Source organism: Streptomyces sp. A012304 (genome assembly GCF_026008495.1).
Taxonomy (GTDB): domain Bacteria; phylum Actinomycetota; class Actinomycetes; order Streptomycetales; family Streptomycetaceae; genus Streptomyces.
In genome coordinates, this window is the sequence record NZ_BQUN01000068.1 from 194,920 (window position 1) to 206,973 (window position 12,054).

The window sequence follows — 12,054 nt, forward strand, 5'->3', positions numbered from 1 at the left end:
AGTGTCATCGCAGCTCTCACCGGCACACCGCCTGCGCGTCGAGTGTCATCGCAGCTCTCACCGGCACACCGCCGGCGCGTCCAGTGCCGTCGCAGCCCTCACCGGCACACCGCCGGCGCGTCCAGTGCCATCGCAGCCCTCACCGGCACACCGCCAGCGCGTCCAGCGCCACCGCGCCCTGCCCCCGCTCCAGCACCATCAGCGGGTTGATGTCCAGCTCCGCCAGGTCGTCCCCGAGTTCCAGCGCCATGCGCTGCACCCGCAGGACGACCTCGACGAGGGCGTCCAGATCGGCCGGGGGGCGGCCGCGGACGCCGTCCAGCAGGGGCCTGCCGCGCAGTTCGGCGAGCATGTCGCGGGCCTGTTCCTCGCCGAAGGGCGGGACCCGGACGGCCGCGTCCCGCAGCACCTCCACCAGGACCCCGCCCAGACCGACCGTCACCGTCGGCCCGAAGAGATCGTCGTGGGTGACGCCGACGACCATCTCCACGCCCCGCTCCACCATCTGGCACACCAGGACGCCGTCCAGCGAGACGCCCTCGTAGCGGGCGATGTCGGTCAGGTCGCGGTAGGCGTCCCGTACCTGGCTGGCCGAGGTGAGGCCGATCCGCACCAGGCCCAGCTCGGTCTTGTGGGCGATGCGGGCGCCGGACGCCTTCATCACCACCGGGTAGCCGACCAGCCCCGCCGCCCGCACGGCCGCCGCCGCGCTGGTCACCAGATGTTCGCGCGGGACCCGGATGCCGTACGCCCGCAGGAGCTGCTTCGCCGCGTGCTCGCTGAGCTGCTGGCCGGGGCGCATCAGCAGCTGCGCCTTGCGGAAGGACGGGGACGCGGTGCGCGGGGCCTGGTCGAAGGGCGAGCGGTAGTCGCGTACGAAGCGGTGGTGGCCGAGATGGGCGCGGACGGCGGTGAGGCAGCCCGCGACCGTGCGGAAGGTTGCCACCCGGGAGGAGCCGAGCAGCACGTCCCGGTAGGCGGGCTCGGTGCCGACCGGTGAGCCCCACACCACGCACACCAGCTTGTCCGTCGTCTCCGCCGCGTCCACCAGGTCCCGCACGAGCCGGTCGCTCAGCGGCGGGAACGGGCCGGTGATCGGGCAGATCAGGACGCCGACCTCGGGGTCGGCCAGGATCGCGTCGATGATTCTGCGGCCGCGCCAGTCGCCCACCGGGTGGCCGCCGTTGTCGATCGGGTTCGCGACGTTCAGGTACTCCGGTATCCACTGGTGCAGCTCGGCCTGCTTGTCCGGCGACAGCTGCGGCAGCCGCAGTCCGGCCGCCGTCGCCAGGTCGGCCACGTGCGCGCCGGTGCCGCCGGAGATCGCGTACACCGCCACCCCGTCGGCGCGCGGCGGCCTCGCCCGGGCCAGCAGGGCGGCGGTGTCCTGGAGTTCGTCGAGTCCATCGACGCGGATCACGCCGTACTGCCGCATCGCCGCGTCGACGACGTCGTCCGCGCCGGTCAGCTTGCCGGTGTGGGTGGCGGCGGTGCGGGCGCCGGCCTCGGTGCGGCCCACCTTCACCGCGACGACCGGAACCCCGCGCCGGGCGGCCCGGTCGGCGGCGAGCAGGAAGGCCCGGCCGTCCTTGAGGCCCTCGATGTAGCAGGCGATCGCGCCCACCTCGGGCCGTTCCGCGAAGTAGGAGAGGAAGTCGGCGGTCTCCAGATCTGCCTCGTTGCCGGTGGGCGCCCAGTGGGAGAGGCGGATGCCGAGCTCCTGGAGGGCGAAGACCGGACGGCCCTGGTGGCCGGACTGGGTGATCAGCGCGATGGCGGGGCCGTCGAGGTCGTCGCGGAAGCGTTCGAAGGCGTTGAGGTTGGTGTTGGGCCCGAGCAGCCGCATCCCGGAGCGGGCCACGGCCGCCGCCAGCCGCTGCTGCGCGGCCGCGCCCTCGGCGCCGGTCTCCGCGAACCCGGAGGCGAAGACGACCGCGAACCTCGCCTTGGCCTCGGCGAGCTGCTCGACGACGGGCAGCGGATCGGCGACCAGCAGTACCGCCAGGTCGACCTGCTCGGGCAGATCGGTGACGGAGGGGAAGCAGGGGATCCCGAAGACGGTCGCGCGGGTGGGGTGCACCGGGTGCAGCCGGGCCCCCACCCGCTCCGCCCAGCCGGCCAGCTGCCGGGTGATCCCGGTGTTCGGCCGGCCCTCGGCGTCCGACGCGCCGATCACCGCGACGGACTCGGGGCGGAAGAACCGGTCCAGATCGGGGACGGCCGCGTACAGCGGGCGGCCGCTGACGTCGAGGTCGTCCGCGTCGGCCGGCCGTCCGTGCACGGCCGGACCGGGCTGTTCGCCGCACGCGATGACCCGGGCCCGGCGGGAGTCGGTGGTGAGGGTGCCGTGGGTTGATCCAAGCATCGGTCCGCCCGCTCCTGTGTGACTGCCAAGTAACTGACGCCCTGTCAGATTACAGAACTGACGACTTGTCAGGAATGGGTGTGCACCGACAACCGCACCGACAACCGCGCCGCCGCCCGCACCGGCACCGCGCCGGCACCCGCGTCTCCGTCCGCGTTCGCCGTTCGCGTTCGCCGCCCGCGCCGACGACTACAGCGCTGCCAGCACCTCCTTCGCCACCCGCTCGCCCGACCGCACGGCCCCGTCCATGAAGCCCATCCAGTAAGTGGACGTCTCGGTGCCGGCCCAGTGGATGCCGCCGACGGGCTTGCGCAGGGCCGGGCCGTACTGGGTGAGGACGCCGGGCGCGGCGATGGAGACGGGGCCGCCGCGGGTGTAGCCCTCGTTGTTCCAGCGTTGCAGGACGAAGGAGGAAGGGGAGGCGGCTTTCTCGCCGAAGTACGTCGTGTAGTCCTTCAGTACGGCCGCCCTGACCTCCGCCTCGCTCGCCGCGTCCAGTTCCCGCGCCTTGTCGGCCTCGATGAAGCCCATCAGCGCGCCGTAGGAGGCGTCGGGCGGGGAGTTGTCGAAGGTGGAGCTGATCACGCCGGTGTCGCTGACGACCTGCCCGTTGAGCCCGTCGGCACGCCAGAAGGGGGTGTCGTAGATCGCGATCGCCTTGCCGACGGAGGCCATCGGCAGGCGCTGGGTGAGCTGGTCGCGGCCGGCCGGCAGGAGCGGGTCGTACTGGATGCGGGCGGCGAGCGGCGGCGGTACGGCGACGACGACCCTCCTGGCGTTGACGGTGATGCCGTCGGCCGTCACCACGTAGCCGCCGCCGGAGCGGGTGATCGTGCGGACCGGGGCGCTCAGCACCACCCGGTCGCCGAGGGAGGCGGCGAGCTTGACGGGGACGAGCTGGGAGCCGCCGACGAAGCGCAGCTGCTGGGCGCCGGTCCCGGTCTCGGTGAGGCGTTCCAGGGTGCCGGGGTTCGACGCGTCACCGGCGGCGGCGATGTAGAAGAGGACGAACAGCAGCGACAGCTCACGCGGTTCCGCCGAGAAGATGGACGTGCAGGCCACGTCGAGGAGGAACTTGGCGGACGGGATCACGGCGTTGGCGCGCAGCCAGCTCTCGAAGGTCTGCCGGTCCCACTCCTCGGCCTTCGCCGCGGTCCAGGGCGCGTCGACCGGCACCTGCTTGGCCATGTCGTTCAACGAGGCCTGCACGATCGCCGCGTTGGCGAGCCCGGCCGCGTCGACCGGCGGGACCGCGCCGAGCAGGCCGTCGGTGGCGTACGGGGTCTTCTTGCCGTCCTTGTAGAGCAGGTTCTTGCCGCTGTTGTAGGTGGCGAAGGTGGCCACGCCGAGGGAGTCGGCGAGCGCCTTGATGCGGTGCTGGGTGGGGCCGATGAACTCGCCGCCGCCCTCGGTGACCCCGCCGCCGGCCAGGTTCAGGCCGACGACCCGGCCGCCGACCCGGTCCCGGGCCTCCAGGACGGCGACCGTCCGCCCGGCGGCGACCAGGTCACGGGCCGCGGTGAGCCCGGCGAGGCCCGCGCCGACGATCGCGACGTCGACGTCCCGCGTCGCGGCGGAGGCCGTCCCGGCGGCCGCCGCGGTGAGGCCGGCCGTACCGGCGGCGACGGCGGCGGTGCGGCCGAGCAGGGAGCGGCGGGAGAGGTGTCTTTCGCTTGCCACGTGCGTCCTCCGTGGAGAGGGGGGTGGAGCCGGAAAGGTGAACAGGGCTCACATTCTGGCTCCGCGCGAGGGCGCGGACAACGCTCTCGTCACATTGGACACACATGTAACGGGCAGGGATATCAGGCGAGTTGGGGCGTGGGCAGGTGCCGGGGCGGTGTCAGGCGAGGTGGCGGCGGACCGACTTCGCGATGCGTTCCGCGTCCCCCGCCACCTCGCGGAGCGTGCCGCTGATGGGGGTGGTGAAGCCGGTGAAGTACAGGCCGGGCGCGCTCTTCGGGGCGTTGCGGCCGTGGGTGACGGGCAGGCCGCGCTCGTCCAGGACGCCCAGGTGGCCGACCAGGCCCTCCAGGGCGCGGACGTATCCGGTGGCGGCGACGACGGCGTCCGGGGAGATCCGGGTGCCGTCGGCGAGGACGACCTTGCCGCCCTCGAAGCCGTCGACGGCGGCCACGACCTCGACCTTCCCCTTGCGCACCGCGTCGATCAGGCCGACGTCCTGCACCGGGATCGCCCCCTGCCGGGCCCGGGTGTAGAGGCCGGTGTCGGGGCGCGGCAGACCGTGCGCGGACAGGTCGGGCAGGGTCAGCGCCATCACCCGGCAGATCCGGTCGACGAGGCCGACGGGCAGCCGGCGTACGAGGATGCCGCTGTACTGGGAGGGCCAGCCGACGGTCGAACGGCGCACGATGTGCGGGACCGTGCGCACGGCCAGCCGCACCCGCTCGGCGCCGCTCTCCACCAGGTCGACGGCGATCTCCGCGCCGGTGTTGCCGACGCCGACGACCAGCACGTCCCGGCCGGTGTACGGGGTGCCGTCGCGGTAGGCGGAGGCGTGGGCGAGGTCGCCGGTGTACGCCTCGCGGCCCGGCCAGTCCGGCAGGTGCGGGGTGTGGTTGTAGCCGGTGGCGACGACGACCGCCGCGCCGGTCAGCTCCCGGCCGCCGGAGGCGCGCAGCAGCCAGCCGGTGCCGTCGGGGGTGCGCTCGACGCGGGAGACCTCGACGCCGGTGACGATCTCCAGCTCGTGGTGTTCGGCGTACTTCTCCAGGTACCGGGCCACGTCGTCGCGGGCCGGCCAGCGCCCGAACCGGCGCGGCATCTTCAGTCCGGGCAGGGCCGAGGTGCGCCGGGTGGTGTGCAGGTGCAGCCGGTCGTAGTGGCGCCGCCAGGACGCGCCGATCCGGTCGGCCTTCTCCACCACGACGGCGCGTATCCCCTGGGCGCGCAGCGCGTACGCGGTGGCCAGTCCGGCGGGGCCGCCGCCGACGACGTACACGGGGCGGTCGGCGGGGTTCGCGGGAGTGACGGGGCTGGGCGGTGCGGAGTCGGCCATGAGCGCGAGCGTAATCACATGCGCGGTTGATGGGTCTCGGTCAAGACCGGAATTGGTTGCGGATCGATCACGCTTGGGGGAGGTGTGGGTAGGGCCGGTGACGTACCTCGCCTGAATGTGGACGAGTCGCGAGGTGGGAAGCCGCGACGCCGGGCCCGGGTGCGCTGGGGCCTGGAGTGGCGGGGCGGAGTGGCGGGGCGGCGTCGCGGGGGCGGCGTCGGTTCTTATGGCCTGGACTTCCCAGCCCGTGCCATCTGACGTACCGTCAGATCCATGGATGCGCTCTGGCTCACCGGTGCGGAATGGCTCGCGGTGCTGCGGATCGGACTCGGTCTGTGGTGGCTGGAGAGCTGGCGGCACAAGGACAGGAAGGGCTGGTTCGAACGCGGCACCGGCATCGCGTGGGCGGCGGACGTGGCGGCCAAGCACCGCTGGAACGCCGTACGGTCCGGCTTCCAGGTGGTGGTGGCGCCCAGGCCGCGCGTGATGGCGTACGTGGTGGTCTACGCGGAGCTGGCGCTGGGCCTGGGGTTGATCGCCGGGTTCCTGACACCGGTCGCCCTGGTGGGCGGGCTGCTGCTGAACGGCCTGTACTTCACCCTCATGATCCACGACTGGGCGGAGCAGGGGCAGAACTCGATGATGGCGCTGATCTCGGTGGTCGCGCTCGGTGGGATGTCCTGGCAGACGTGGTCGCTGGACAGCGCGGTGGGGTGGTTCTGATGGGCGTGGCCGGGGGCGGGCGGTGTGCGAGGGGGCGGTCGCGATGACCACTGCCGGGGGCGGGCGGTGTGCGAGGGGGCGGTCGCGATGACCACCGCCGGGAGCGGGCGGTACGACCTCCCCGAGGCCGACGCCTTCACGCGCGCGTACTGGGACGCGGCCGCCGAGGGGCGGCTGCTGATCCGGCGCTGCGGGGCGTGCGCGCGGGCCCACCACTACCCGCGGGAGTTCTGCCCGTACTGCTGGAGCGAGGACGTGACCTGGGAGGCCGCGAGCGGGAGGGCCACGCTGTACACCTGGTCCGTCGTCCACCGCAACGATCTGCCGCCCTTCGCGGAGCGGACGCCGTACGTCGCCGCCGTCGTCGATCTGGAGGAGGGGCCGCGGATGGCGAGTGAGGTGGTCGGGGAGGTGGCGCCGGTGGCCGGGATGGAGCTGGTGGTGGACTTCCGGGAGGGGGTGCCGGTGTTCCGGGCGGCGGCCTCGGCGTCCTGGCAGGTCGTCCGGCTCGGCGGCGAATAGCTGGCCGGGGTCCTCCAGGATCCAGGCGCGCGGGACGAGCGCGGCGAGGCCGCCGTCGGAGACGGCCGTCGCGCGGAAGGTGTCGGCGTCAGCGCTCCAGCCGCAGTGCCAGCCCGTCCAGGACGACGTCCAGGCCGAAGGTGAACTTGGCGTCGCGCAGTGCGGCCGGGTCGGCGGTGGCGGGGGTGATGTCGGCGTAGGCGGTCCTGAGGTGGTCGTGGCCGGCGGCGGCCTCCTGGGCGGCGGGCGCCAGACGGGCGATGAACTCGGCCTCGGTCTCGCCGGAGCGGGCGACGGTGAGGAGCCAGGCGGCTTCCGTGGTGCTGATGCCGATGACATAGCCGAGCACCGTCTCGATGGAACGCTCCGGCTCCGGGAAGCCGGCGCCCGTGAACAGGGCGGCCAGCCGCTCGCTGAACGACATCAGGTTCGGGCCGAGGTAGACCAGCCCCGCCTGGCCGAGGACCGAGGACAGCCACGGGTGGCGCAGGACCGTCGCCCGGAAGGAGGCGGCGGCCTCGGTGACCGCGGTCCGCCAGTCGGCGCTGTCGGCGGGCGGCACGTGGATCTCGGCGGCGACGGCGTCCACGGCCAGCTCCATCAGCTCGTCCTTGGTGGCGACGTGCCGGTAGAGGGAGGCCGCCCCGGCGTTCAGACGGGCGGCGAGCTTGCGCATGCTCAGGGCGTCGACACCGTCCGCGTCCGCCATCGCGATCGCCTCGCGCACGATCGCCTCCCGGCTCAGCGTGGGCTGCTCGGGCTCACGCCGCTGACGCGCCCAGACGGACGGGACGGGCTTCTCGTTCTGCTTCTGGTTCTTCTCGCTCTGCTTCTGGTTCGTCTTCGCGGCCATGGGCTGCGGCTCCCTCGGTCGTGGTGGCTCGTGAACGGTTGTCGTGCGCGTGAGCGGCGTCGTGGCGCGTACGTGGTCGGCGTGTGGCGGGTACGCGGCCGGCGTCGTCGCTGCGTACGTCGTTCGCGTCCAGCGTACAGAGTTCTGGGCTTGCGAACAGTGTTCCGTCGTGCGTACAGTGTTCGCAACGAAGGAACGGCGTACGCAACGCCGTCCGGGAGTGCAGTCGGGAGTGAAGGGGAGTCCCATGGAAAGCCGCACGGAAGTCCGCGCCGAGGGTGTGAGCCGCGATCCGCGGCGCTGGTGGATCCTGATCGTGCTGTGCCTGAGCACGCTCGTGCTGGTCGTCGACAGCATGGCGCTGACCGTCGCGGTGCCCTCGATGACCGAGGACCTCGGGGCGAGCGCCCAGGACACCCAGTGGATCCTGGACTCCTACATCCTGGTCTTCGCCGGCCTGCTGCTCACCTCCGGCAGCCTCGGTGACCGCTTCGGCCGCCGCAAGGTGATGCTGATAGGCCTCCTGCTCTTCGGCGCGGCCTCACTGGCGGCGACCTTCTGCGACAACCCTGCCGAGGTGATCGCCGTCCGCGTCGCGATGGGCGTCGGCGGTGCGCTGATCATGCCGTCCACCCTCTCCATCCTCATCACGGTCTTCGACGAGGACGAGCGCGGCAAGGCGATGGCGGCCTGGGGTTCGGTGTCCATGCTCGGACTGGTCGGCAGCCCGGTGCTCGGCGGTGTCCTGATCGACCACTTCTCCTGGCAGTCGATCTTCCTGATCAACGTCCCGGTCGTCGCGCTCGCCCTGCTCGCCGGCGTCCTGCTGATGCCCGAGTCCAAGGCCCCCTGGCAGAAGCCCGACCCGCTGGGCGCGGTGCTGTCCGCGGCCGGTATGACCGCCCTGGTCTGGTGGATCATCGAGCTTCCGCAGCACGGCGCCTTCGGCGGCCGTTCCGCCGTCAGCCTCACCGTCGCCGTCGTCTCCCTCGTCGGGTTCGTGATCTGGGAGAACGTCACCAGCTCCCCGATGGTCCCGCTGGTGCTGTTCAAGCACCGCAACTTCAGCGGCGGTTCGCTCTCCCTGGCCCTGGTGCAGATCGGCAACGGCGGCCTGCTGCTGGTCCTCACCCAGTACCTCCAGTTCGTCCTCGGCTACTCCGCCATCGAGGCCGGCCTGGCCTTCCTGCCCCTGGCGATCACCGCCCTCGTCGGCAACGGCGCCGGCGTCAAGCTCGCCGCGAAGATCGGCAACCGCTTCGTCATCCTGACCGGCATGCTGCTGATGGTGGCCTCCTTCGCCCTGCTGACCACCGTCACCGCCGACAGCGGCTTCACCGTCCCGGCCATCGCCCTCGGCCTGCTCGGCCTGGGCGCCGGCCTCGCGATGCCGGCCGCCGTCGCCGCCCTGATGGGCACCATCCCCGAGGACAAGGCGGGCGTCGGCTCGGCCCTGAACGACACCATCCAGCAGGCCGGCACCGCCCTCGGCATCGCGATCCTCGGTTCCCTGCTGAGCAGCGGCTACGACGCCGAGATGCCCGCCGACGCACCCGAGGTCGCCCGCCAGTCCATCGCCGGCGCCCTGGCGGTGGCGGGCGAGGACACCGCCCTGGTCCACGCCGCCCGCGAGGCCTTCACCGCCTCGATGTCGACGACCTTCACGGTCAGCGCGATCGGCGTCCTCGCGGCGGCGGTCCTGGCCACCCTCGTGATGCGCGACAGCAGGACCGGGTCCTCGGACGGGACCGAGACCCCGGCGAAGGAGCGGGAACTGGCCGCCTGAGCCACCCGACGACCCCCTCCGCACGACCGCACGACACTCCCGAGGCCGGTGCCCCCTCCCAGGGCGCCGGCCTTGCGGCGTTCCGGGGAGACACCGACCGACACCACGGAAAACGGCCCCGACCTGGCACCGAAGACCGACAACGGCCCGAACCGCCACCGCAGACCTAAAACGGCCCGACCTGCCACCGAAGAGGCCGAAAGACCGTCTTCACCGTCGTCGCCCGATGATCATCACCCGAGACGAGGACCACCGTTGACATCACTTCTCGACCGTCTGACGAGCCGGCCCGTCGGCGCCCTCCTGGCCCTCGCCGGAGTCGTCGCCAGTGTCCTGATCGGCAAGGACGGTCTGGACACGGTGGTGGGCTGCGGAATCACCAACGACGCCCGTGCCTCCCAGACCGCCGAGGACTGGACCACCCAGGCCGACCACGTGGTCGTCGCCACGCCCACCGCCGAGCAGGACACCGGCCGGCGTGACTTCGCAGCGGGCGCCATCCAGTACCGGACCGACCGCAAGGTGACCTTCCGCGCGGACGACGTCCTGTGGTCCGCGAAGACCCCGCAGCGCCCCCTCGGCAAGGACTTCACCATGGTGGCCGCCGGCTGGCAGGTGTACCGCGAGAGCGGCACGCGCGTGAAGCGCACGACCCCGGCCGCCCCCCGCCTGGAGATCGGCCACACCTACCTGCTCGCCCTGCGCTGGACGGACGACCAGTGGACCGTCCTCGGTGAGGGCGCCGCCGTCCCGTTCGACGACCGCACCGTCGCCCAGGGCGAGTGGTGCGGACGCGTCCTGAGCAAGGAGGAGATCGCCCGGGCCGAACGCTTCGCCCGCTCCGGCGACACCAGCCTGGAGAAGGTCCTGGCAGGCCAGGACGAGCAAGCCGTCGAGCGGGAACTCGCGGCGGCGGGCGGAAAGCAGCGCTAGCGCCGCCGGCGGACCCGGCCGGCGAGGAAACACGGGGCCGGGCGCGTCGCCGACCGCCGGGAGGTCAGGTCCGCCCTTGGCGCGCGCGGGTGTTCAATGGCCGGATGACCGACATCAGCGAGCCGTACGCCGCACCGCCCGCCCCCGGTCCCCCCGGTCCCCACGGCCACGGCCTGCGTCTGCGCCTGTGGGACCCCGCGTCCGAAACCGACGTGGACGCGTGGCTGCGCGGGCGGACCGACCCGGAGTTCCGGCGCTGGAACACACCTCTGAGGGCGGTCACCGACCGGGAGAGCGCGCGGGCGTCACTGCGGGACAAGGCCGCGGAGCGGGAGGCCGGGACGAGCGTGACGTTCTGCGTCACGGACGCCGCCGACGCGACGATCCTCGGCGAGATCACCGTCAACGCGATCAGCCGTGTCGAGCGCAGCTGCAACATCGGCTTCGGGGTCCTGCCCGAGGCCCGCGGCCGCCAGGTGGCCACCCGCGCCCTCCTGCTCGTGACGCGCTGGGCCGTCGACGAACTGGGGCTGCACCGCCTGGAGTTGGGCCACGCCCTCGGTCACGAGGCGTCCTGCCGGATCGCCGAGCGCTGCGGCTTCCGCTACGAGGGCACCCTGCGCGGCGCGATGCTCGAGCAGGGCGGCACGGACGCCTTCCGCGACGTCCACCGCCACGCCCGTCTCGCCACCGACCCCGAACCGCGCCCCTGGGAGACCCTGCGCGGGTGACCCACCGCCGGTTCGGGGCGGGTCCCCGGAGGTCGTCATGGCCCTGCGGGGTCAGTTGGCCGTCGGCGCCACCAGGCGGGCCACCCGCCCGTGCTCGCCCGAGGCCCAGCAGCTGCCGTCGCCGCCCCGCGAGACCGCGTCGAAGCTGCTCGTGTCGAACGTGGTCCAGGTGAGTCCGTCGTCGACGGACACCTCGCTTCCGGTCGGGCCGACCACCAGGAAGGCGTGCCCGGTCCACACGGCTCCCGAGCGGTAGGCGGGCGGCGCGTGGTCCTCCACCGCCCGCCAGGTCCCACCGCCGTCGCGGGTGACCGCCAGGAGCCGGCCGGGGCGGGTCTGGTCGGTGTAGTCACCGCCCACGGCGACGCCCTCGGCCGGGCTGCGGAAGGACAGCGCGAAGATGCCCGCGTCGCGCACCGTGCGGATCGGAGTGTCGGCCACCTGCCAGGTCCGCCCCAGGTCGAAGGAGCGGAACACCCGGGCGCGCGCCGCGCTTCCGGTGGCGAACCAGTACTGCCCGCCGTGACTGACCAGGCATGTGCCGCTGGCGGCGAAGGCCGCCTCGCCGTCGAGGGCCGGCGGCATGCCTTGCGGGTCGACCGGTGACCAGGTGCGGCCGCCGTCGGACGTGCCCATGAGACGGAACCTGCCCTCCACCGGATCGGCGAGCGCGAGGCCGTGCCGACGGTCGGCGAACGTCATGCAGTCGTAGAAGGCGGCGGGGTCGCGGTTGCGGAAGGTCTCCGTCCAGTGGACACCCCCGTCGGCGGTGGCGAAGATCCTCGCTGCCTCTCCGGAGCCGAAGGTCAGGGCCACCGCGTGGGTGGCGTCGAAGGCCCGGATGCTTCGGAAGTGCAGGGCGTCGGCGCCCGCCGGACCCACCGGCTGCCACGCGGCACCACCGTTCTCGGTGCGCAGGACCACGCCATTCGCTCCCGCCGCCCACACGGTCCGGTGGTCGACGACCGCCAGGCACCGCAGTCGTACGTCGACTCCGGTGGGCGTGACCACCCACGCGTGGTCGTCGGCGGGAAGGGGGCGGGAGGCGTGCACGCTGGGGTTTGTCATGCTCCCCTAACTTACGTCGGGGTGCGGCCGGGTGGGGCTTCTGCGACGAAAAGGGAA

The 12,054-nt window shown here is 72.9% G+C and carries 10 protein-coding genes; 5 read left to right on the plus strand and 5 right to left on the minus strand.

Translation table 11 applies throughout. From position 1 onward, the window contains the following. Nucleotides 1-139: 139 nt before the first annotated feature. From ALMP_RS16040 to ALMP_RS16050, 3 genes are all read right to left on the minus strand, one after another. Nucleotides 140-2,365 (minus strand): acetate--CoA ligase family protein, encoded by a 2,226-nt coding sequence (locus tag ALMP_RS16040; protein ID WP_264928508.1) that lies wholly within the window; start codon nucleotides 2,363-2,365, stop codon nucleotides 140-142. A 189-nt stretch (nucleotides 2,366-2,554) separates the two neighbouring features. Beyond that, nucleotides 2,555-4,045 (minus strand): FAD-dependent oxidoreductase, encoded by a 1,491-nt coding sequence (locus ALMP_RS16045; protein WP_264928510.1) that lies wholly within the window; start codon nucleotides 4,043-4,045, stop codon nucleotides 2,555-2,557. A gap of 160 nt (nucleotides 4,046-4,205) precedes the next feature. Further along, entirely contained in the window at nucleotides 4,206-5,381 is a 1,176-nt protein-coding gene (locus ALMP_RS16050) for an NAD(P)/FAD-dependent oxidoreductase (RefSeq protein ID WP_264928512.1), read from the minus strand. A gap of 273 nt (nucleotides 5,382-5,654) precedes the next feature. Between ALMP_RS16050 and ALMP_RS16055 the strand changes: the two genes are divergently transcribed. Further along, nucleotides 5,655-6,104: a DoxX family protein gene (locus tag ALMP_RS16055; RefSeq protein ID WP_264928514.1), complete on the plus strand. Its 450-nt coding sequence runs from the start codon at nucleotides 5,655-5,657 to the stop codon at nucleotides 6,102-6,104. 87 nt (nucleotides 6,105-6,191) lie between these two features. Next, complete coding sequence (locus ALMP_RS16060; protein WP_264928516.1) at nucleotides 6,192-6,626, plus strand: Zn-ribbon domain-containing OB-fold protein; 435 nt, start codon at nucleotides 6,192-6,194, stop codon at nucleotides 6,624-6,626. 88 nt (nucleotides 6,627-6,714) lie between these two features. Here ALMP_RS16060 and ALMP_RS16065 read toward each other — a convergent pair whose 3' ends face one another. Next, the gene (locus ALMP_RS16065) at nucleotides 6,715-7,479 is read right to left on the minus strand and encodes a TetR/AcrR family transcriptional regulator (protein ID WP_264928518.1); all 765 of its coding nucleotides are present in this window, start codon (nucleotides 7,477-7,479) and stop codon (nucleotides 6,715-6,717) included. A 247-nt stretch (nucleotides 7,480-7,726) separates the two neighbouring features. Between ALMP_RS16065 and ALMP_RS16070 the strand changes: the two genes are divergently transcribed. From ALMP_RS16070 to ALMP_RS16080, 3 genes are all read left to right on the plus strand, one after another. After that, nucleotides 7,727-9,265: an MFS transporter gene (locus ALMP_RS16070; RefSeq protein WP_264928520.1), complete on the plus strand. Its 1,539-nt coding sequence runs from the start codon at nucleotides 7,727-7,729 to the stop codon at nucleotides 9,263-9,265. A 255-nt stretch (nucleotides 9,266-9,520) separates the two neighbouring features. Beyond that, entirely contained in the window at nucleotides 9,521-10,198 is a 678-nt protein-coding gene (locus ALMP_RS16075) for a hypothetical protein (RefSeq protein ID WP_264928522.1), read from the plus strand. Between the two features lie 104 nt (nucleotides 10,199-10,302). Beyond that, complete coding sequence (locus ALMP_RS16080) at nucleotides 10,303-10,929, plus strand: GNAT family N-acetyltransferase (RefSeq protein WP_264928524.1); 627 nt, start codon at nucleotides 10,303-10,305, stop codon at nucleotides 10,927-10,929. Nucleotides 10,930-10,980: 51 nt separating this feature from the next. Here the strand turns inward: ALMP_RS16080 and ALMP_RS16085 are convergent, their stop codons facing one another. After that, on the minus strand, nucleotides 10,981-11,997 hold the full coding sequence (locus tag ALMP_RS16085) for an oxidoreductase (RefSeq protein ID WP_264928525.1): 1,017 nt from the start codon (nucleotides 11,995-11,997) through the stop codon (nucleotides 10,981-10,983). Nucleotides 11,998-12,054 lie beyond the last annotated feature (57 nt).

Coding starts and splice junctions, on each gene's coding strand:
- ALMP_RS16040 (WP_264928508.1), bottom strand. CDS start 2,365: ATGCTTGGATCAACCCACGGCACCCTCACCACCGACTCCCGCCGGGCC.
- ALMP_RS16050 (WP_264928512.1), bottom strand. CDS start 5,381: ATGGCCGACTCCGCACCGCCCAGCCCCGTCACTCCCGCGAACCCCGCC.
- ALMP_RS16055 (WP_264928514.1), top strand. CDS start 5,655: ATGGATGCGCTCTGGCTCACCGGTGCGGAATGGCTCGCGGTGCTGCGG.
- ALMP_RS16060 (WP_264928516.1), top strand. CDS start 6,192: ATGACCACCGCCGGGAGCGGGCGGTACGACCTCCCCGAGGCCGACGCC.
- ALMP_RS16065 (WP_264928518.1), bottom strand. CDS start 7,479: ATGGCCGCGAAGACGAACCAGAAGCAGAGCGAGAAGAACCAGAAGCAG.
- ALMP_RS16070 (WP_264928520.1), top strand. CDS start 7,727: ATGGAAAGCCGCACGGAAGTCCGCGCCGAGGGTGTGAGCCGCGATCCG.
- ALMP_RS16080 (WP_264928524.1), top strand. CDS start 10,303: ATGACCGACATCAGCGAGCCGTACGCCGCACCGCCCGCCCCCGGTCCC.
- ALMP_RS16085 (WP_264928525.1), bottom strand. CDS start 11,997: ATGACAAACCCCAGCGTGCACGCCTCCCGCCCCCTTCCCGCCGACGAC.